General features: G+C 69.1%; 19 protein-coding genes and 3 pseudogenes. 7 read left to right on the top strand and 15 right to left on the bottom strand.

Annotated elements, in window-relative coordinates; genetic code table 11:
* Nucleotides 1–346: 346 nt before the first annotated feature.
* Nucleotides 347–1,396 (bottom strand): aldo/keto reductase, encoded by a 1,050-nt coding sequence (locus IE294_RS43815; protein ID WP_189894926.1) that lies wholly within the window; start codon nt 1,394–1,396, stop codon nt 347–349.
* Between IE294_RS43815 and IE294_RS43810 the strand changes: the two genes are divergently transcribed.
* The gene (locus IE294_RS43810; protein WP_229918058.1) at nt 1,395–1,946 is read left to right on the top strand and encodes a TetR/AcrR family transcriptional regulator; all 552 of its coding nucleotides are present in this window, start codon (nt 1,395–1,397) and stop codon (nt 1,944–1,946) included. The two genes, IE294_RS43815 and IE294_RS43810, sit on opposite strands and share 2 nt — an antisense overlap.
* 134 nt (nt 1,947–2,080) lie before the next feature.
* Here the strand turns inward: IE294_RS43810 and IE294_RS48625 are convergent, their stop codons facing one another.
* The 4 genes from IE294_RS48625 to IE294_RS43790 all read right to left on the bottom strand — a co-directional run bounded on the left by IE294_RS48625 (nt 2,081) and on the right by IE294_RS43790 (nt 4,056).
* Nucleotides 2,081–2,398, bottom strand: coding sequence for a hypothetical protein (locus IE294_RS48625; RefSeq protein ID WP_229918056.1), 318 nt, complete (start codon nt 2,396–2,398; stop codon nt 2,081–2,083).
* A 103-nt stretch (nt 2,399–2,501) separates the two neighbouring features.
* A complete protein-coding gene (locus IE294_RS43800; RefSeq protein WP_229918055.1) occupies nt 2,502–2,786 on the bottom strand; it encodes a hypothetical protein in 285 nt (94 codons plus the stop codon).
* Between the two features lie 120 nt (nt 2,787–2,906).
* Nucleotides 2,907–3,224 carry a hypothetical protein gene (locus tag IE294_RS43795; RefSeq protein WP_189894925.1) on the bottom strand — a complete coding sequence of 106 codons (318 nt, stop codon included), beginning with the start codon at nt 3,222–3,224 and terminating at the stop codon, nt 2,907–2,909.
* A 115-nt stretch (nt 3,225–3,339) separates the two neighbouring features.
* Nucleotides 3,340–4,056 (bottom strand): hypothetical protein, encoded by a 717-nt coding sequence (locus tag IE294_RS43790; RefSeq protein ID WP_189894924.1) that lies wholly within the window; start codon nt 4,054–4,056, stop codon nt 3,340–3,342.
* A 1,808-nt stretch (nt 4,057–5,864) separates the two neighbouring features.
* On the opposite strand from IE294_RS43790, the gene IE294_RS49505 reads away from it, so the two are divergent.
* Nucleotides 5,865–6,407 carry a DUF4232 domain-containing protein gene (locus IE294_RS49505; protein ID WP_189894927.1) on the top strand — a complete coding sequence of 181 codons (543 nt, stop codon included), beginning with the start codon at nt 5,865–5,867 and terminating at the stop codon, nt 6,405–6,407.
* Here IE294_RS49505 and IE294_RS43780 read toward each other — a convergent pair.
* The 4 genes and pseudogenes from IE294_RS43780 to IE294_RS43760 all read right to left on the bottom strand — a co-directional run.
* Nucleotides 6,388–6,937 (bottom strand): annotated as a pseudogene (locus IE294_RS43780) (zinc-binding dehydrogenase); the annotation flags it as partial. The gene IE294_RS49505 and the pseudogene IE294_RS43780 sit on opposite strands and share 20 nt — an antisense overlap.
* Nucleotides 6,938–7,740: 803 nt before the next feature.
* Nucleotides 7,741–8,241 (bottom strand): nucleoside deaminase, encoded by a 501-nt coding sequence (locus IE294_RS43770; RefSeq protein ID WP_189894923.1) that lies wholly within the window; start codon nt 8,239–8,241, stop codon nt 7,741–7,743.
* Nucleotides 8,242–8,383: 142 nt separating this feature from the next.
* Nucleotides 8,384–8,854 carry a cyanase gene (gene cynS, locus IE294_RS43765; RefSeq protein ID WP_189894922.1) on the bottom strand — a complete coding sequence of 157 codons (471 nt, stop codon included), beginning with the start codon at nt 8,852–8,854 and terminating at the stop codon, nt 8,384–8,386.
* 61 nt (nt 8,855–8,915) lie between these two features.
* Nucleotides 8,916–9,491: a carbonic anhydrase gene (locus IE294_RS43760; RefSeq protein WP_189894921.1), complete on the bottom strand. Its 576-nt coding sequence runs from the start codon at nt 9,489–9,491 to the stop codon at nt 8,916–8,918.
* 124 nt (nt 9,492–9,615) lie between these two features.
* Between IE294_RS43760 and cynR the strand changes: the two genes are divergently transcribed.
* Nucleotides 9,616–10,527: a transcriptional regulator CynR gene (gene cynR / locus IE294_RS43755; protein ID WP_189894920.1), complete on the top strand. Its 912-nt coding sequence runs from the start codon at nt 9,616–9,618 to the stop codon at nt 10,525–10,527.
* Between the two features lie 133 nt (nt 10,528–10,660).
* Here the strand turns inward: cynR and IE294_RS43750 are convergent, their stop codons facing one another.
* On the bottom strand, nt 10,661–11,188 hold the full coding sequence (locus IE294_RS43750) for a hypothetical protein (RefSeq protein WP_189894919.1): 528 nt from the start codon (nt 11,186–11,188) through the stop codon (nt 10,661–10,663).
* Nucleotides 11,189–11,443: 255 nt separating this feature from the next.
* A pseudogene (gene thrS, locus IE294_RS43745) lies at nt 11,444–12,671 on the bottom strand (threonine--tRNA ligase).
* A gap of 670 nt (nt 12,672–13,341) precedes the next feature.
* Here thrS and IE294_RS43740 point away from each other — a divergent pair.
* The 4 genes from IE294_RS43740 (at nt 13,342) to fmdA (ending at nt 16,287) form a co-directional block, all read left to right on the top strand.
* Complete coding sequence (locus IE294_RS43740; protein WP_189894918.1) at nt 13,342–13,770, top strand: hypothetical protein; 429 nt, start codon at nt 13,342–13,344, stop codon at nt 13,768–13,770.
* Between the two features lie 183 nt (nt 13,771–13,953).
* Complete coding sequence (locus tag IE294_RS43735; RefSeq protein WP_189894917.1) at nt 13,954–14,235, top strand: FmdB family zinc ribbon protein; 282 nt, start codon at nt 13,954–13,956, stop codon at nt 14,233–14,235.
* 64 nt (nt 14,236–14,299) lie between these two features.
* A complete protein-coding gene (locus tag IE294_RS43730) occupies nt 14,300–14,941 on the top strand; it encodes an AmiS/UreI family transporter (protein ID WP_189894916.1) in 642 nt (213 codons plus the stop codon).
* 95 nt (nt 14,942–15,036) lie between these two features.
* Nucleotides 15,037–16,287, top strand: a complete 1,251-nt coding sequence (fmdA, locus tag IE294_RS43725) for a formamidase (protein WP_189894915.1) — start codon at nt 15,037–15,039, stop codon at nt 16,285–16,287.
* 34 nt (nt 16,288–16,321) lie between these two features.
* On the opposite strand, the gene IE294_RS48615 is transcribed toward fmdA, so the two are convergent.
* The 4 genes and pseudogenes from IE294_RS48615 to IE294_RS43710 form a co-directional block, all read right to left on the bottom strand.
* On the bottom strand, nt 16,322–16,489 hold the full coding sequence (locus tag IE294_RS48615) for a hypothetical protein (RefSeq protein ID WP_229918052.1): 168 nt from the start codon (nt 16,487–16,489) through the stop codon (nt 16,322–16,324).
* Between the two features lie 253 nt (nt 16,490–16,742).
* A complete protein-coding gene (locus IE294_RS43720; RefSeq protein ID WP_189894914.1) occupies nt 16,743–16,919 on the bottom strand; it encodes a hypothetical protein in 177 nt (58 codons plus the stop codon).
* 242 nt (nt 16,920–17,161) lie between these two features.
* Nucleotides 17,162–17,509 (bottom strand): annotated as a pseudogene (locus IE294_RS43715) (helix-turn-helix domain-containing protein); the annotation flags it as partial.
* Nucleotides 17,510–17,659: 150 nt separating this feature from the next.
* Complete coding sequence (locus tag IE294_RS43710) at nt 17,660–18,193, bottom strand: VOC family protein (RefSeq protein WP_189894913.1); 534 nt, start codon at nt 18,191–18,193, stop codon at nt 17,660–17,662.
* Between the last annotated feature and the right edge of the window lie 328 nt (nt 18,194–18,521).

Below are 18,521 nucleotides of genomic sequence, written 5' to 3'. Positions count from 1 at the left end.
CTCGACGATCTCGGCCTTGAACTCCGGCGTGAACGAGCGGCGAGGACGCGGCTTCTTCTTCCCTTGCGCGGGTCGAACACGAGGAACGTGCCCACGATCAAGAGGATGCCGTAGATCACCCAGCCGGTGTCCATGACGGCACCGAGGGGGGAGTTGGCGACTTGTCCGAAGGCGGTCTGTGGCGGGCCGGTCAGGCCGAGGTGACTGACCCAGTCGTGGACGGGCGAGTACGGCGGGTCCCGCTAGGCCGCGGCGGTGATGAACTCGGCGAGCCAGGACACGAGCGGGCCGAGCAGGACGAGGAGGGCTCCGGCGCGAGCAGCCACGCCGGAGCGGACGATGGGGTTCATGGAAGGGCCATGCCGGGGACGCGTCGGCGGATGGCCTTCATCTCGGCCTCGTCCGAGACGCCCTGCCAGTCGTACCGCGGCGTGTACGGCGACTCCAGGGCGCGCACCTCGTCGTCGGTGAGCTCAAGGTCGAGGGAGGCCACGGCCTCGTCGATCTGCCGGATCGAGCCGGCGCCGACCAGCGGCGCGGTGACGACCGGCCGGCGTCGCAGCCAGGCGAGCGCGACCTGTGCACGGCTGACGCCGTGAGCGTCCGCCACCTGGCCGACCGCGTCGATGATCGCGCGGTTGGACGCCTTCTGCTCGGGCGAGTAGAGCAGGTCCGCGTAGGCGCCGTCCGTCTCGGAGCGCGCCGTCGAGCGGGCGTCGTCCCACGCGCGGGCGAGGCGGCCACGGGCCAACGGGGACCAGATGATGGTGCCGACACCCTCGTCCAGGCACAGCGGGATCATCTCCCGCTCCTCCTCACGGGCGAGCAGGTTGTAGTGGTTCTGCATCGACACGAATCGCACCCAGCCGTGCTGCTTCTGCAGGTGCAGCGCCTTCGCGAACTCCCAGGCGTGCATGGAGGAGGCGCCGAGGTAGCGGACCTTGCCGCACTTCACGAGGTCGCTGAGTGCCTCCAGCGTCTCCTCCCACGGGGTCGCGTGGTCGTTGCGGTGAATCTGGTAGAGGTCGATGTAGTCGGTACCGAGGCGGCGCAGCGAATGGTCGACCTCGGTCATGATCGCCTTACGCGACAGCCCCCGTCCGTTCGGTCCCAACCGCATCAGATGGCGCAGCTTCGTGGCGATCACCACGGCGTCGCGGTCGGCGAAGTCCTTGAGCGCGCGGCCCAGGATCTCCTCGCTGGACCCGTTCGAGTACATGTTCGCGGTGTCGAAGAAGTTGATCCCCGCCTCCAGCGCGTGCTTGATGAGCGGGCGCGCCTCCTCCTCGCCCTTCGACCACACGGGGTGGCCCCGGTCGGGCTCGCCGCAGGTCATCGCGCCGATCGCGATCGGCGACACGTCCAGGCCGGTGGTGCCCAGCTTGATGTACCGCATGATGCTCAGGGTCCGTTCAGACGCTCGCGAGAACAGGGCGCGCATCCTCCAGGCCGCCCGCGAAGCGCTCGCGGAGGACGGCAGCGCATCGATGAACCAGATCGCCCAGCGCGCCGGTGTCGGCCCGGGCACCCTGTACCGCAACTTCCCCGCCCGCGAAGCACTCGCCCTCGCCGTCTACCAGGACGAGGTCACCCGCATCGTCGGCAGCGTGCCGGGGCTGCTCGCCGAGTTGCCACCCCTCGAAGCGCTCCGCCACTGGACGACCGACCTCGTCGAAGCGATGCGCCGCAAGCACGGCCTCGGTGACGCGCTCAGCCCCGGCGCGCACCAGGCGATCAGCGAGCAGAGCTACGAGCCGGTCATCGCCGCGATCACCGAGCTCCTCGACGCCGGCAAGACGGACGGAAGCATCCGCACGGACGCCGACCCCGGCGACTTCCTTCAGCTCACCGGCGCACTGTGGCGCGCCGCGTCCGGTCCCGAGGACCGGTCACCCCGCATGCTCGCGCTCATCCTCGACGGGCTCCGCACACAACCGCAGCGGTGACGGACTCCGCACACAGCCGCAGTGGTAGAGGTCGAGTACCGGAACTCCGCTGACGGTTTCAGATCCGGGCGAGCACCACGTAAGGGCGCCCGCGGTGTCGGCCGGTGGGTTCTCTCAGCGGGCGGTGGGTCCTCTCAGCGGGCGGGTGCGAGCAGTTCCTGCGACAGGGTCCACAGGCGTCGGGCGTCGTCCGGGTCGACGGCGTACCGGACGACGCCATGCAGGGTGCAGGAGCGGCGGCGCTCGACGACCTCGGAGCACGGGGCGAACGACCCTGGTGAAGTCCGATCAGGAGGCGTGCGGCAGGCCCGCATGAGATCGGTGGCCGTTCTCCATCTGTCCGCGGCTACGACGACCTCGTCGACGGCGTCGCAGGTGTTGCTCGCGTCAGCCGACACTGCGTAGGCGATCATGCTGTCGGTGATCTTCATCTGCGCACTCGTGTCATTCATGTGACGAGTCCGTGGATCAGGCAGCGCCCGCCTCTTGGGCACCTTTGGACGCAGTGGCCACTCGGCCCCGGAGGCGGCCGACGTGAGACCTCTTGAGGTTGGATCAGTGGGCGAGTCGATCGGCGGACAGCAGCCACCGCCAGCGCCGACGCTCGGTGACCAGGGTGACGGCGGCCAGAAGGGTCACACAGACCGCGGGTCCAGGCGGCCACGCCACCCACGAGGAGACCACGGCCGCGACCAACTGGAGCAGCACCAGCAGGATCGTGGCCCAGCCCGGCACCGGGATGATCACGTTGGCCTTGTCCCCGGGGGTCGAGAAAATCGTAGGGAGGCCGATCAGAACGACCACGGACGCGACGGCGAGCAGCCATGAGTGGTCGGCCAATGCCCAGGGCGGGGTACGCCAGGGCCCGGCACGGCGATCGCGCAGACGGTTCCGGCCGGTCGGAGCAGCCCCCGTGAGCGCGCCTCCGGCCTGTCCGTCGCTCGGCCGGCTCGTGGCGGGTCACACCGTCGGGGACGCGTTGAAGTAGGTGTTGCGGTGGCCCTTGCCGTCGTTGTTCCGGCCCAGCTGGACGAGTCGGTCGGCCAGGTACTGCCCGAGCCGGCCTGGTAGGTGAGCGTCCCGGTCTTGTAGGACCCGTTGCCCCATGGTGTTGCCGTGCTCGAGGCCGGCGTAGTTCGCCCACTTCACGACGGGGTCGGCCCCGGCGACCGACTTCTTGATCTGGAGGGGCGGCGTGAGAGCGCCCCAGGCTGGGGCCCTCTGCGATGCGGACAGGCGCATCGCGCCGGGCCAGGTCGTGGTGTATGCGGTCAGCATCACCGCGCACTGGGGCAGGAACGTCGCCTCGCTCGGCGACGAGGCGGCTGTGTCGTCCAGGAACGGCTCGGGCGTTTTTCAGTGGTCGCCGCGCTCGCCTCGCCGTGAACGCTGGTCAGTGCAGGATGCTCACGGCTCGTGCGATCACCAAGAGGGAAGTCAAGAGGGCGGAGACGCTCTGCACGCTCATCATGGCTTTGGCGCGGGTCGACAGCGGCATGGTGTCGGTCGGACTGAAGGCCGTGGAGTTGGTGACCGACACGTACAGGTAGTCCGCCAAGGTGGGAACCCAGTCCGAGGCGCCGCTGGCGCCGTCGGCGACTTCTTGGACGGCGTCGTCGTTCTCGTCCTGTGAGAAGCGGAAGTCCGCCAGGGGCAGAGCGGAGCGGGGCACCTGGGTGCGGCTGACCGGGCCGCCCCGGTCCAGCTCCCAGTAGGCCAGACCGAAGACGATGATGTTGGTGAGCCAGACCTGCAGCGCAGCCACCAACAGGGAACGGCCATCCTTCACTCCGGCGTACACCAGCTCATGGATCAGGATGGTCAGCGCTACGAGATTGCTGATGGCGATGATGGCTACAAGCGTCAGCGAGAGCACCCGGAAGGCCTTCGTCTGCCGGGTCAGACGTTTGGGGTTGATCGCGATGAGCGGAATGAGCAGCAGACATTCCAGGGCGGGGAGCACATAGCGAGGAGCGATCAGCAACCGCTGCGGCAGGAACAGGTACAGGGAGATCGCGGCAAGCGTTGCCACCACTGCCGGCAGCCGTGCCTCGCCCCTGCGCTCATGTCGAGGATGCCTGGTCCTTGCATCCGCACGCGTACGGGCCATACGGCCTGCCCCTTCCGGTTGCTGCCACGACAACGTCACCGCACCCACGCATCCGTCAACAACGCGGGTCGCCGCACATCTCCAGCATCTACCCCGATACACAGCGTTGGATCAACGCGGACAGGCACCCAAGGGGCGCCTGCGGCGGTCGGCCCCCATTCGGTCGTATTGGGCAATGTGGGCAACGGATGACCGGGCCGTGCTGTCACAACGGGCGGCCAGGGTGCCTCGCTCACCTGCCGCTGCCGCTCGCACACTACGCGCGGCGGCAATGCGGGATCTCGACGCGCGACGCCTGCCGGTCCGGCAACGGCTTCCGGCACGGATAACCGGCACGGACACCGGAACCTGCGCTCCCGCCTCGGCACCAGCGGTTCTCGTCACCGTCATTCTCGGCCGGGATTCCATCGCGTCCTTCGAGTGACTACGGACCAGATGCGCGGCGCAGCCTGTTCCACGCACGTCCGCGCCCCTTGCGCCTGCTGGGTCTGCGGGCTGCCGAGTTGCCCGACTCCGGCACGCAGCACTACCGCGTCATGGTCGGCAAGACCTATCGAGGGTGTCGGGGCGTGGGTCGTCGCGCAGCGGCACGGGTGGGACAAGCTGTCGCCTGCCCAGCAGTGGCTACCGGGCGGCGCTCTCGGCGTGGAGCCGGCCGCTCCGGAGGCCCGGCCCGTGAAGGTCACCGTGGATCAGATGCGGGCGCTCAACCTGCGCGGCCCGGCAGTTCCACGCCCGTGAGGGACACCCGCGCCCGGCCCACAAGCACGTCGAGGGCCTGGACGTCGACGGCGCCGAGGGCGACATCAAGCTGCGCTGGTCATGAGCCGACCCTTCGGACCGACGGGGAGGTCGGGCTTGGCGTGCAACTCGTCGTGCCATCTGATGACTTGAGCAAGGCAAGGTCGTCGGATCGTGGCCGTTCCTTTAGGGTGGGGCTGAGATCATGAGGGCCGCGCATAGCTCCTGAGCCGAACCGTCCGGGACCGGCAGGTCGTGCCTGCGACCGGCGGCTTGCTCCTACCGCGTCATCGCCTCACGAGCGGTGGGTCGACGACCCGCGCATCAAGCCCCGGTGGTGCCCTCATCCGCACCGCCGATCCTTCCCCTGGAGCTCATATGCGAAGACCTCGCCCCGCATCTGGTGTGTCCGTGGCCGTTCTCGTCGTGGCGGGGTGGTGAGCGGCTGGGGAACCCGTGAGGCGGCGGCTGAGCCGAGCCCGGCCGGGACGCTGTATGTGAACCACGACGGGGTGTGCAGCGACACGGCGACGGGCTCGGCGAGCATGCCCTTTTGCACGGTGCAGGCAGCGGCGGACGCGGTGGTACCGGGGCAGACGGTTCGTCTTGAGTCGCCGGACGGCCTTCCCTACGTCGAGTCCGTGACCCTGACTCGGTCCGGCACCAAGGACGACCCCATCACGTTCACCTGGGCCGCCCTCGTCCCCGGCGGCTCGCCAGCGGTTTTCACGCCGAAGGGGTCCACACCGGCGCTGACGCTCGAAGCGGTGCACGACGTACGTGTCCAGTCGCTGGGGGTCGGCTACGCGAGCGCGGACGCGGTAGCGGTGACGGGCTCCACGGGCGTCACCCTCGACCGGCTCTCGTTTCGCCGCCCGGTGCCGTCGGCCGGCGGCACCGGTACCGCGGTCGGTGGCCCGCGCGTCTACGAGTTCTTGCCCCCACCGTACGCGGCGGAAAAGGTTGCCCGGCGCACCGAACCTCCGCCGGGCATCGAGCGTCTCCAGGTGCGGGGGTGCGCACTGACCTCGCGCACCGAGTCGTATTCGAGGGGAACCGAACACGTCATGAAGACCAAAATGACCACCGTGGCCCTTGCGGCGATCGTCGCCGCCGGCACCACCGTCGCCGCCGTCCCGGCCTCGGCCGCCACCACCAAGGCCGCGCCGACGCGTTGCCACACCGCCGACCTGAAGGCCGGTTTCGCCACCGGGGACGACGCGAAGCCGGAGATGGGGCGGACCGGGAAGCAGACGCAGGCGTTCATCTGGTTCACCAACAAGAGCAACCGCACCTGCACCCTGTCCGGCTTCGCCGGTGTCGACATGGTCGGCGCCCAGAGGACCGACGGCACCTGGTCCCTGGTGCGCTCCTCCAAGAAGCCCACGAAGGTCACCCTGGGGCGGGGGGACACGACGGACTTCAGCATCAACCTGCTCCCCGTTGCCAGGTCCACGCCGCAGAAGGAGAAGTTCGTCCCCGCGAAGTTCCTGGTCACCCCGCCGAACGAGACGAAGCACTTCACCCTGAAGTGGCCGTTCGGCGGCCAGATCCTGAAGCAGGACGGCGCCACCCACCCGGGCACCTACCTCAACCCGGTCGGACAGTAACCCCCCCGCGGCCGCGCGGTCGGAGCTCCAAGAGGGCTTTGACCGCGCGGCGCTCGTCCATCGCCCGGTAGCCCTCGGCGACCTGGTCCAGGGGCAGGTGAGGTGGAAGACCCTGCCCGGTTGGATCCGGCCGGGCAGGACGCGGTCGATCAGGTCGGGCAAGAAGCCGCGGACGGGTGCGGGGCCGCCGCGCAGGCCGACCTGAGAGAAGAACAGCTCCTGCCCGTCGACGGCCACCTCGTGCGGGACGCCGACGTTGCCATCGGGGCGGGACGAGTGCGGGGCCTGCCGCGTGGACCCGGCTGTGCCGACGCGCTCCAGGGCCGAGTCCACGCCGATGCCGCCGGTCAGCTCCTTGATCCGGGCGACGCCCTCCTCGCCGACGATGTCGGTCGCGCCGAACTCGGCCGCCGGCTCCTGCCGGGACTCGCACCGACTCATGGCGGTGATCCGGTCGGCGCCCCTTCCTTCGCGGCGATGACGCCGCACAGACCGACCGCCCCGTAACCGACCACGACGGCGGTGCAGCCGACCTCACCTCGCGGTCGTTGCGTGTCGTGGCGGTGCATTTCCATTTCGCCGTAGTAGAAGTCCGCGGCGTCCGGTTCGTTCTTCCCGTCCTCCAGTGACTTGCGCAGTTGCCGGTACAACGCGGCCAAAGTCGCTGGTGGCAGTGCCCCGAGACCCGGCGTCCAGCCGGCCCCAGCCGGATGCCGGGCATTTACGGAGCGCCAGTGGTGTTCTTCGACCAACACGCTGCGTCGGGTCCACCATCGAAGGAGCCCACCCGAGGGGGTGGTGGCGAAGGTGCACCAGCCATCCACCCTCAGCTGGTCGAGATGCACCGCTCCCGCGAACTCGCAGAGACTCAGATCGATGCCGAGCAGCACTACGAGCGCAGCATCCGTTCCGTCGAGGCCCATCAGTTGCACCCCAGGATCGAGGTCGTCGTCCAGCACTTCCTCGAGTACGGGGAAGTCACCTGGGTGGACAAGAAAGGGTATGGGGCGGGCGGTAACCGTCAGTGGGAACTCCAAGACCGCACTGCTCAGGTCAAGCTGGGCATAGCGCAGGGACAGCCTGGCCACAGTTGCCCACCGGGTGCGGCGGCAAGTCACCACACAGGCCGCGGCCTCCACCGTCACCGGTACCTCGAACACCGCGTTGTCCAGGTCCAGTGTGCCGCTACACACGTCTCGCGTGCGGAGCCGGGGCGTTTCGCCGGGTTCGGGTGTGCCGCCGGGCAGGTAGAACCGGTCGCGGCCGTGGGTGCGGGCGGTCAGGAGGCGGCCTTCGTCCAGGTGGACCCAGGCCGCCTTCTCGACCACCTGGATCATGCGGCGGTGGGGGCGCTCGCGACGCGGCGCTCGCCGCCGTTGCGCTCCTGCCAGAGGCGGTAGACCTCGACAGCGTCCTCGCGCTCCTCGTGGCGCATCGGCAGCCGGCGCTCCTGCCAGGGCTTGGCGAACTCGTCGTAGAACGTGTTCAGTTCGAAGTACTTGCGGTCGTCGACGTAGTGGGGCTCGTAGGCGTCGCGGGTGGTGAGGAAGACGACCTCGTCCGGCGAGCAGTAGTACAGCGAACCCAGGCACATCGGGCAGGGATGGGCGAGGACGTAGACGGTGGTGCCGGTCAGGTGCTCGGTGCCCAGTTTGGTGCAGGCGTCGCGGATGGCGAGGATCTCCGCGTGCGCGGTGGGGTCGCCGGTCTGGGCGACCTTGTTGGGGCTCTCGGCGAGGATCTCGCCGTCCTTGACGATGACGGTCGCGAACGGGCGGCCGCCCTCGGCGACGTTCTGACGGGCGATGTCGATGGTGCGCTGGACGAAGTCCATGAAAGGTCCTCCAAGGACGGAAGGGGCTGCGAGGCCGCCGACCGGCGGATTCGCGGTGTTCTGGGCGGGGCGGGGCGGGCCGGAAGGCTGTTCCTCCGGCCCGCCCCGTCGCCGCTCGTGTGCGACGCTGTTTCGGTGCCGGTCAGAAGGGCTTGGTCGGCAGGTACTTGCCGTCCAGGGTGATGACGGCGCGCTCGCCGCCCTCGGGGTCGGCGACCTTCTTCACGTCGAGCCTGAAGTTGATCGCGGAGATGATGCCGTCGCCGAACTCCTCGTGGATAAGGGCCTTGAGGGTCGTGCCGTAGACCTGGAGCATCTCGTAGAAGCGGTACATGGTCGGGTCGGTCGGGATCCGGTTCGGCATCGAACCGCGTACCGGGATGGTCTGCAGCAGCAGCGCCGCGTTCTCGTCCAGGTCCAGCAGCTCGGCCACGGCCTTCGCGGACTTCTCCGGCAGCCGGTGCTGGCCGAGGACGGCGGCGGTGGTGAAGGCCACCGACAGGCCCGCGGCCTCGGCGATCTGCTTCCAGGACAGGTCCTTGACGGTCTTCGCCTCCACGGCCTTGGCGGCCAGGGCCTCACGGGCGGTCTGCTCGAACTGTGCGTGCATCATGGTCGATACGTCCTTTCGGGGGCCGCTTCGCAGGAAGAAGCGGGGGGAGTGGGGATGTGGGTCAGGCCGCGGCCGCGGTGAGGTCCTCGACGCGGCCGGTGGGGATGTCGTAGACCCAGCCGTGCAGGGCGACCGTCCCCTCCGCCAGGGCCTTGGCGACCGAGGGGTGGGTGGCCAGGTTCGTCAGCTGGGCGAGCACGTTCTGCCGCACCAGGGCGGGAACGTCACCGTCCGCGGCGGTGCGGGCGACCGAGGCGGAGGCGAGCCGGAGCCAGTCGGCGACCGCCGGGGCGCCACTGAGGTCGTGACCCTCGGCGAGGGCGGTCATCGCGCCGCACGCGGAGTGACCGCAGACGACGATGTCCTTGACGCCCAGTGCGGCGACGGCGTACTCGATGCTCGCCGCGACACCGTCGGCGCCGGGGGCGTGGGCGGGCACGAGATTGCCGGCGGTACGGACGACGAACAGGTCGCCCGGCTCGGCGCCGGTGATCAGCTCGGGGACGACGCGGGCGTCGGAGCAGCCGATGAACAGCGTGTGCGGTGTGTGGTGCGTGGCCAGGTGTGCGAAGAGCTCCGCCTTGGCCGGGAAGACGTCGCTCCGGAAACGGGCGACACCTTCGGTCAGGTCCTGCATGGTCACTCCCTTCGAGTGGTGGCCGACCCGGTGGGCTGGTGAAATCCACCATGCATGACCTGTGGCTATAGAGTCCAAGAGTCATTGGGCATAGAAGCTATCGACCACGTCTATAGTCGGTTCCATGGCTGTTCTCGAACTGCGTCACCTGCGCTACCTGCTCGCCGTGGCCGAACACGGCAACTTCACGCGCGCCGCCGAGGAGCTGCACATCTCCCAGCCCACGCTCTCCCAGCAGATCAAGCAACTGGAACGGACCCTGGGCGTGCAGTTGCTGGACCGCACCGGCCGCACGGTGCGGCTCACCGACGCCGGCGCCGTCTACACCGAACACGCCCGGCGCGCGCTGCGCGACCTGGCCGCCGCCGAACGCGCCGTCCACGACGTCCAGGACCTTTCCCGCGGCCACCTGCGGCTGGGGGTCACCCCCACCTTCACCGCCTACCTGGTCGGCCCGCTCACCGCCGAGCTCCACAGCCGCCACCCCGGCATCGGCCTCACCCTGGTGGAGACGACCCAGGACCGCATCGAGGCGGGCTTGCTCGCCGACGACCTCGACCTCGGCATCGCCTTCGCCGGCCCCCACCTGCCCGGCATCACCGCCACCGCACTGTTCACCGAGACGCTCACCTTGGTCACCGGCGCCCGCCGGCCCGACGCCGACGCGACTTCCCCACTACCCGTGAGAGAGCTCGCCGACCGGCAACTTGCCCTGCTCAGCGGCGACTTCGCCACGCGTGGTCACATCGACGCCTACTTCACCCGGCACCGGACCACCCCGCGCATCACGGTGGAGGCCAACTCCGTCCAGGCCCTCACCGAGATCGTCCAGCGCACGGGCCTGGCCACCGTCCTGCCCGACGCCATCACCCACGACCACCCCCACCTGATCCCCGTCCCCCTCGATCCGCCCATGCCCACCCGCACGGTCACCCTCCAGCACCGCGAGGGCGCCTACCCCAGCGCCGCCACCCGTGCCTTCACCCGGCTCACCCACGACCTCGTCCGCGTCCGCGGCTACCCGCCCGCCCCGTGACCCCCCGGGCCGGCCGATGAAACGCGCATCCGCCCCTGCCGGGAGGCACGGCACGGGCAAACGGCAGGCCGGCTCCTCCACGAACCGTCCGTACGCCATTCGCAGGAAGTACGGGCCTTTGCCGTGATGCCTGTCAGGCCGCCCAGATCGCGGGGGCGCCTTCGTCAGGGTTGGGGCTGGCAGCGGTGGTCACCGGGGCGGCCGGGTGTCGCATGGCGGTGATCGGGACCGCGCCGGGTGCGGTGCTGGGTGCCCACACCATCCGCCATGTCTCATCCCACTCACAGCCGCAGTCGTGGTCCGGGTGTGGGTGTCGTAAAAACACCCCGTGCGTAAGGACGGCGCGCGGGATGCGGGGGATGAGCACCGAGGGGTCGTCGCCCGGGTACAGGTGCAAGTTCCGCCAGCCGTGGACCTGGGCCATGTACGCGGCGGCGGCCTCGATGATGTCGGCCCACCGCTGGTGTCCGAGGACAACGAAGCCGACCGGATAGAGGTGGTCGTCGGTGGGGCCGTCGATGCCGGTGATATGGAGGCCGTGATGGACGATGAAGCCGTTCTCCACCGCGTCCTCGCCGGGCGTCCAGAGCTGTTCGTCAGGGTGCACGGTGCCGTCGTCACCCTCGCTGGTCACCAGGTCGTACAGGCCGCTGGTGGTCATGCGCTCGCTCCGCTGCTGGTGTCCGCCTTCAGGACGCGCGGGAGATGGACGTGGAGGTGTTCGACGTCGACCTGGTGGCCGCGGGCGCGCAGTTCGCGGGCCAGGAGTTCGGTGAGTCCGGCTGCCCTTTTCCGGACTAAGGACAGGCGGCCAGAATCGAGGAGAAGCAGCCGTGGAGCCGCACGAAGAACGAGCGGGTTGACCGCCACCGCCGCGGCAGCAAGGGCGGTCGGCCCGCTGTGATCGCGGCGCCTGCTATGAGGCCGGGTCGGCCCACAGGTCGGTGCTGTGGGCCCCGATGAGAGCGCTGATGTGGGTGAGTGCGTCACTGACCGGCTGCGGGTCGAGCCGGCGTCCGTCACGCAAGCGCAGTGCGACGTGATGTTCAGCGGCCTCCTTGGCGCCGATGACGGCTTGGTAGGGAACCAGGCGGGCCTCTCGGATTCGGGCGCCCAGGCTGCCGCGGTCCGGTCCCGCGACCTGGGCACGCAGTCCGAGAGGGATGCAGTGTTGGGCGAGGGCTGCGGCGTTCGGCAGTTCGGGGTCGGAGATTGGGAGAATGACCAGCTGAGTGGGGGCGAGCCAGGCGGGGAAAGCACTGCCGTGCTGTTCGATGAGATGGGCAACGGCTCGCTCCACACTGCCGATGATGCTGCGGTGGACCATGACCGGGCGGTGTTTGGCGCCGTCCGCGCTGATGTAGTGCAGGTCGAACTGCTCGGGCTGGTGGAAGTCGACCTGGACGGTGGACAGGGTGGACTCCCGGCTAGCGCCGTCGGTGACCTGGACATCGATCTTGGGGCCGTAGAACGCGGCCTCTCCCTCGGCCGCCTCGTAGGGCAGGCCGGAGCGGTCGAGGACGTCGGTCAGCAGGGCGGTGGACCGCTGCCACTTCTCCGGTGCGGCAATGTACTTGCTACCGGGCATCGGGAGGGAAAGGCCGGTATTGAGTGGGGGTGGTGCCGAGTGCCTCGTATGCCTGGCGGATCGTCTCCAGCGCCGCTTGCGGCTCCTCTGCGACCTGGTCCAGGGTGCAGAAGATGTGTGCGTCGGTGAGCTGGGTGGCCCGCACATGGGTCAGTCCGCCGAGCATGCCCGAGAGTTCGGAGCGGTACATGCCGCCCAGTTCGGCCATCCGCGGGGGTAGTTCGCGGTAGCTGTGGGAGTGGGAGCGATAGATCAGCGCGTGATGGGGGCACAGGTTCGGCCGCAGGACGACCTGCTCTCCGCCGAGGTCCATCGGGGGGAACATGTCGTCGCTGTAGTGTGCCCGGTGCCCCGAGATCTCGTACAGTTCCCGTTTGCCGAGTACCGGTGAGTGCACGTGCTGGTAGCCCGCCCGCCGCTCGGCGGCACGGATGTATTCCTCCAGGGTGTGCCTCACGGCCGCGCCGTCGGGCAGCCAGTACGGCAGGCCGGCGCCGATCAGTGGATCGGTGTCGCACAGGCCCGGTTCGCGGCCGAGCTTGCGGTGGTCGTGCACGCTGGTCATCGCGGTCTCCTTGCTGGTTGCGGAGCAGGTGACCGGGCCTACGACGAAGCCCCGGGGCACTTGCCCCGGGGCTTCGGATCAGATCATCTGTCAGCGTGCCGGGACACTCTCCGGCGTCGTCGTCATAGCAGCGCGCTTCATGTCGCAGACGTTGGCAGGATGTACCGCGGTGCACACGGTCATTCCTTGGTCAGGAGATCCGCCGGACAGCCCCTGGATGGGAGCGGCCCCGCCTGGGGCGGGCCGGTGATGCGGGGTGATCAGCTTTGTGGCCGGGGTTCTGCTTCATCCGGTTGGGACGGTGGTGCGTCGTCCGAAGTCGTACGGGTCGTCGGCGGCCGCCATGACGCGCTCGAAGGCGGCGTCGAAGACGCCGGTGAACGCCTCGGACACCGGTGTTTGAGGGCGGGGGTCATCTGGCTGCCGATGGTCTCCGGGAGCCCGAAGGGCGTGGTCCCGGGCGGAGTCGGCTTGGTCGTGACCAGGCCGCCTTCGGGGGCCTCCGCAGGTCCTCATGGGCTCCGGGGTGGGGAATCTTACATAGGCGCTGACCTGGCGATGTCGTATTCTCCGGACATCGGACATGTCCGCGTATCGGGCACGATGGCCCAGTCTTCGGGACGGGTCTGGTCACGGGCCACGGAAGGTGGAACCAATGAGCATGGATGCCGTATACGTCCGCGGTGTCACCGGAATCCAACTGCATCACGTCACGGACCTTCAGGACGCGGGTCGCTTCCTGAGCAATGCGGCGATGGCCATGCGGGCCGCCTTCGTGCGGGCGGGCGACGAGCGGTACTCCGCCCTGCGCGCTCAGGTGATCGAGTTGCTCTCCCAGGCACGCGGCCTCGAGAACGAGGCGCGGGCGAATCTGCAGGAACTGCACTCCTGCGACCCCGAGCGTTTCGTGCGCAGCCGCGAGGGCGAGGAACCGTGGCCCGACGAGATCCAGGCGGGCTTCGTTCCCCGGCACACCTGCCGGGACACCTGCCTCTACCACGACCACGGGGTGCTGGACGCCCTCATGCAGTGCATCTGCGGCCGGCCGCCGTGCCGGGCGTGCAGCATCGCCGGGGAACCCGCGGCGTAGGGCCGGCTCACCGCCGGGGTGACTGAAGGTGCTGCGGCACCGAAGGCGCAGGTCGCGGCCGCGGGAGAACAGGTCCTCGCCCGGTGTCCGTGGGGCTCGGGTTGCGGAAGTCTCTGTTGAGGCGTTCCGTCGAAGTAGGGGAGTTCTCGGTGCCCGAGCGCGTGGGGGGACCGGAGGTGGCTGATGGCGGTGTACGAATACTCCTGCGCCTCTTGCGGCCGGTTCGAGGAACGACTGGCCATGGGAAGCGCCCCCGGCACACGCGACTGTCCGGCCTGCGGCGGCGACGCGAAGCGCGTCTACGCGCCGCCCGGCCTGGCCTTCACGCCGGCCTCCGTCGCCGCGTCGCGTGAGCGGGAGGAGCGGAGCCGCGAGGTGCCGGAGGTGGTCGTCCGCGGTGGGGCACAGGCCGCACGCGCGTTGCAGCCTCCTCATCCTGCCCTCGCACACCTGCCGCGGCCCTGAGTCGCCCCGAACGCCGGGGGATCGGCCCGGCACACATCACACCCGCTAGGAGGTGTGCGTCAGCATGGGCAACGTCGGACTGCTGTATGTGGGCTCCGTCCTCTATCTGAACGGGTTGATCCTCCTCGGCAAGGTCGAAGCGAAGGCCGGGGGAGTGTTCAATCTCTTCGTCGGTGTCTTACAAGTGGTCACTCCGACGTATCTGGTCATGACCGCTCAGGGCGACACCCGTCAGATCCTGACGGCCTCGGGCCTCTACCTGTTCGGATTCACCTACCTGTACGTGGGGATCGGCCTGCTCGCCGGGCTCGACACCAACGGCGTCGGCTACTTCTCCCTCTTCGTCGCCATCGCCGCGCTCGGCTACTCCTTCGCCAACTTCCATCTCGTCCGGGACCCTTCCTTCGGTGTCATCTGGCTCTACTGGGCCTTCCTCTGGTTCCTGTTCTTCCTGCTGCTCGGGCTCAAACGGGAAGCCCTGACCTCGTATACGGGCTGGGTGACCACCATCCAGGGCTGGGTCACCGGTGCCATCCCGGGGTTCCTGCTGCTGTCCGGTTACTGGAAGCACACCACCGAGATCGCCATCGCGCTGGGGGTCTTCGCCGTGCTCGTCTTCGGGGGCCTGTGGCCGCTCACCGGCCGGCGCGGCACTGCGGGCCGGCCCCCGGACGCCGAGAACACCGCAGACGCGTACGGCGGCTGAACTCGGCCGAGGCCGTGTCACTGCCGCGTGTCCGACAGCCGAGCCGCGAGCCGTCAGCACAGCCGAGCCGCGAGCCGTCACGAAAGGTAGCTGTCATGCCAGAAGTCATCTTCAGCGTCGACCAGTCCAAGTCCATGCGCGAGCAGAGGGTTCCCGGGCACAACAGGTGGCATCCCGACGTGCCTGCCGTCGCCATGGTCCGGCCGGGCGCCGAGTTCCGGCTGGAGACCCGGGACTGGACCGACGCCCAGATCGGCAACAACGACTCCGCCAACGACGTGCGGGATGTGGACCTCACCCACGCCCATATGCTGAGCGGGCCCATAGGCGTCGAAGGAGCCGAACCCGGCGACCTCCTCGTCGTGGACATCCTCGACATCGGCCCCGTCCCGCAGCAGGTCGGCAACGCCCCGGGACAGGGCTGGGGCTACACCGGCATCTTCGCCAAGAACAACGCCGGCGGCTTCCTCACGGACTACTACCCGGACGCCTACAAGGCGATCTGGGACATGCACGGCCAGCAGGTGACGTCCCGTCATCTGCCCGGTGTCCGCTACACCGGCATCACTCACCCCGGGCTCATCGGCACCGCTCCGTCCGCGGACATGCTCACCCGGTGGAACCGCCGCGAGCAGGCACTGATCGACACCGACCCCGACCGCGTCCCCCCGCTCGGCCTGCCACCGACCGCCGACCACGCGCTCGCCGGCCAGGCCACCGGACAGGACGCCCAGCGCATCTGCGCGGAAGGCGCCCGTACCGTGCCCGGACGCGAGAACGGCGGCAACCAGGACATCAAGAACTTCACCCGCGGGGGCAGGGTCTTCTTCCCCGTCTATGCCAAGGACGCCAAGCTCTCGGCCGGCGACCTCCACTTCAGCCAGGGCGACGGGGAGATCACCTTCTGCGGCGCCATCGAGATGGGCGGCTTCATCGACCTCCACGTCGACCTGATCAAGGGCGGCATGGAGAAGTACGGCATCTCCACCAACCCGGTGTTCATGCCGGGCAACGTCGAGCCCCGGTACTCGGAGTTCATGAGCTTCGTCGGCGTCTCCGTGGACCACGACACCGACACCAACTACTACATGGACGCGACGCTGGCCTATCGCCGGGCCTGCCTCAACGCCATCGAGTACTTCAAGCGGTTCGGCTACTCCGGCGAGCAGGCCTATCTGATCCTCGGTTCCGCCCCCGTGGAGGGACGCATCAGCGGCATCGTGGACATCCCAAACGCTTGCTGCACCCTCTACGTCCCCACGGGGATCTTCGACTTCGACATCCGCCCCACGGCGGACGGCCCGAAGACCGCCGACCGGGGCAAGTGCGCCGTGACGTCGGGCTGAGGACCCGTGATGTCGGGCTGAGGACCCGATCCGGTCAATCGCGGTGCCCGGCCGGCGCCGACGGCCCCTGACGGCCCGGCGTGAGGGTCGCGGGGGAGGAGCCGGTGGGCGTGCGCCCGCTCTTCGGCGGCGCGGTGGCCAGGCCGAACTGCGCCGCCTCGAGGGCGCCCGTGCCGGTGTCCGAGACACGGGCGGCGGCCACGGAGAGGTGGAGGTCGTTCGTGGTGGAGTAGCGGGGTGTACCAAGGTCTCGTCGATGCCGAGCCTGTCCAGAGCCGCCCTCTGGGCCTGAGCAGGATCGGTGGCGTACTGCCTGGCGAAGATCGGATGGTCGGTGTCGGTGAACGTGGAGTCGGCCCGGTCGTCGCCGTCCCGGTACATCCAGTGGACCTTGCTGTAGTAGTCCTTGGGGTAGCCGTCGTCGGGGTGCGGCCGGGGATCGGACTCCGTGGCCGTCACCGTCCTGGGTGGTCGGCGCCGCCGCGCCGGACGGCGTCGGCGAGCAGACCCAGCGCGGCGGCCGCGGCCGGGGCGGGCACGGCCAGGTCCTCGCCGCCGGTGGTGACGGCGGTCCGCTCGGCCGCCGTCTCCAGGCTGGTGATCCGGGCGAGGGCCTTCGACTGCTGCTCCATGAGGACTCCGATCTGGTGCGTGGTGGGGAAGGTGTCGGTGGTGGGGGCGTACCGGCCGGGGAGCGAGGGCGTCGCTGTTCGCGGCTCTTCTCGCCGCCGGGATCGAGATGGGGCACGACAAGCAGGCCCGAACAAGCGATCTAATACTGGTATGGACGTGACCGACTTCCCCGACGGCCTGGTGCAGACGCAAGCCGCCTTCAACGCCACCTACCTCGCGCTCGCCGCACCCGGCCCGCGCGCCGGTCGGCGGCGATTCGGTCGATCGGCAGCAGCGTCCCGTCCAGCAGGACGAACGCCTTCATCGACGCCGCCCGGACCGCCTCGGCGAGCGTCGGGGCAAGGGCGGCCCGAACCTCAGCTGCCTCGGTGACGTAGCGGTACGCAGTGGTGGTGCCCACGCCGAACCCGGCCGCGAGCTGCACATACGGATGACCGTTGCGGAGATGGGCGAGGGCGAGCAAAGCCTGCCGACCTGCACTCAGGCGCCGCCACCGGGTGCCGAGACCACGGCGGTGTTCCCGCAGACGGGTTGAGAGGAAGCGGAGGGCGGAACTGGACACGTCCAGCCCGGAGGGGTAAACAAGCACGTGAAGCCTCTGGTAGAGACGGATTTCTTGGTCGAAAACCCATCTACCAGGGGCTTCCCCCGTGTATCAGGTCAACCGGCAAGCTGCCGAAGCAGAATGAAGACCTCCTTGGCTACCGGTCTGGCGCATGCGAACGCCGACATCGTGGGTCTAGCTGGTTGTCGTGACGGGTGCACTGCTGCGCCCGTGGCGTCGACCGCTGAGCTCGGCGTCGAGTGTCTCCTGAGCCACGCGCATGGCCTCGGCGTATACGGGGTCCTGCAGCCGCTTCCACATCTCGCCCTCAGAGACGTCCTCAATGCAGCTGACCACCCACCAGATGTTGCCGAAGGGGTCCTTGATACGCCCTCCGCGCTGTCCGAAGGCGTCGTCGGCCAGGGAAGTGACGACATGGCCGCCAGCTGCGACGGCCTGTGAGAACGCCTCGTCCGCATCGGCGACAAACACGCGCAGCAGGCTCGGCATGGCGGACCAGTCCGTGTGTCGGTCGAAGGCCAACACGACGGTGTCGCCGACTCGGATCTCAGCGTGACCGATCAAGCCATCCTCGGTCGACACCCGCCCGAGTTCCTCGCCCCCGAATGCCTGGGTGACGAAGTCGAGGAAGGCCCCCGTGTCGTCGGTGACGACCCAGGGCGCAACGGTGGTGTAGCCCTCCGGCACGGGGCTCGTCTGCTCGGGCATCGCGGTCCTTTCGCTGATGTTGGTTGCCGGCAGCGACGATAGGCGTGAGATAGGTCAGCTTCTGTCCTAAACGGCGGTGAGCTTGGGGCGCAACCGGTACTACCTCACGACTGCTCGCGCTGCTCCAGACCCCGCCTTTGACCCCTGCCCCCGTCAGCCGGAGGTTGGAAAACGCTCAGTCCCGTATTTTGCGATTGGCCGGCGTACAGGCGTGCTCCCGCCGTGCCGGATACGCCATGGCGGTCTCCTGACCGTCGGCGGCGTGCTTACAGGTCATCTCATTTGGTGAGTCTGCGGTAGCAGATGAGGGTGCAGGCGATGCTCGTGA

Source organism: Streptomyces canarius (genome assembly GCF_014650735.1).
Taxonomy (GTDB): Bacteria; Actinomycetota; Actinomycetes; order Streptomycetales; family Streptomycetaceae; genus Streptomyces; species Streptomyces olivaceoviridis.
This window is presented reverse-complemented; position numbering and strand designations above follow the sequence as displayed.

Excerpts from the sequence above, each read along its gene's own strand:
- IE294_RS43815 (WP_189894926.1), bottom strand. The coding sequence starts at position 1,396 with ATGCGGTACATCAAGCTGGGCACCACCGGCCTGGACGTGTCGCCGATC.
- cynR (WP_189894920.1), top strand. The coding sequence starts at position 9,616 with ATGGCTGTTCTCGAACTGCGTCACCTGCGCTACCTGCTCGCCGTGGCC.
- IE294_RS43810 (WP_229918058.1), top strand. The coding sequence starts at position 1,395 with ATGATGCTCAGGGTCCGTTCAGACGCTCGCGAGAACAGGGCGCGCATC.
- IE294_RS43750 (WP_189894919.1), bottom strand. The coding sequence starts at position 11,188 with ATGACCACCAGCGGCCTGTACGACCTGGTGACCAGCGAGGGTGACGAC.
- IE294_RS43710 (WP_189894913.1), bottom strand. The coding sequence starts at position 18,193 with ATGCCCGAGCAGACGAGCCCCGTGCCGGAGGGCTACACCACCGTTGCG.
- IE294_RS43720 (WP_189894914.1), bottom strand. The coding sequence starts at position 16,919 with ATGGAGCAGCAGTCGAAGGCCCTCGCCCGGATCACCAGCCTGGAGACG.
- IE294_RS43730 (WP_189894916.1), top strand. The coding sequence starts at position 14,300 with ATGGGCAACGTCGGACTGCTGTATGTGGGCTCCGTCCTCTATCTGAAC.
- IE294_RS49505 (WP_189894927.1), top strand. The coding sequence starts at position 5,865 with ATGAAGACCAAAATGACCACCGTGGCCCTTGCGGCGATCGTCGCCGCC.
- IE294_RS43790 (WP_189894924.1), bottom strand. The coding sequence starts at position 4,056 with ATGGCCCGTACGCGTGCGGATGCAAGGACCAGGCATCCTCGACATGAG.
- IE294_RS43795 (WP_189894925.1), bottom strand. The coding sequence starts at position 3,224 with ATGCTGACCGCATACACCACGACCTGGCCCGGCGCGATGCGCCTGTCC.
- IE294_RS48625 (WP_229918056.1), bottom strand. The coding sequence starts at position 2,398 with ATGAATGACACGAGTGCGCAGATGAAGATCACCGACAGCATGATCGCC.
- IE294_RS43760 (WP_189894921.1), bottom strand. The coding sequence starts at position 9,491 with ATGCAGGACCTGACCGAAGGTGTCGCCCGTTTCCGGAGCGACGTCTTC.
- IE294_RS43735 (WP_189894917.1), top strand. The coding sequence starts at position 13,954 with ATGGCGGTGTACGAATACTCCTGCGCCTCTTGCGGCCGGTTCGAGGAA.
- IE294_RS43740 (WP_189894918.1), top strand. The coding sequence starts at position 13,342 with ATGGATGCCGTATACGTCCGCGGTGTCACCGGAATCCAACTGCATCAC.
- IE294_RS43770 (WP_189894923.1), bottom strand. The coding sequence starts at position 8,241 with ATGGACTTCGTCCAGCGCACCATCGACATCGCCCGTCAGAACGTCGCC.
- cynS (WP_189894922.1), bottom strand. The coding sequence starts at position 8,854 with ATGATGCACGCACAGTTCGAGCAGACCGCCCGTGAGGCCCTGGCCGCC.
- fmdA (WP_189894915.1), top strand. The coding sequence starts at position 15,037 with ATGCCAGAAGTCATCTTCAGCGTCGACCAGTCCAAGTCCATGCGCGAG.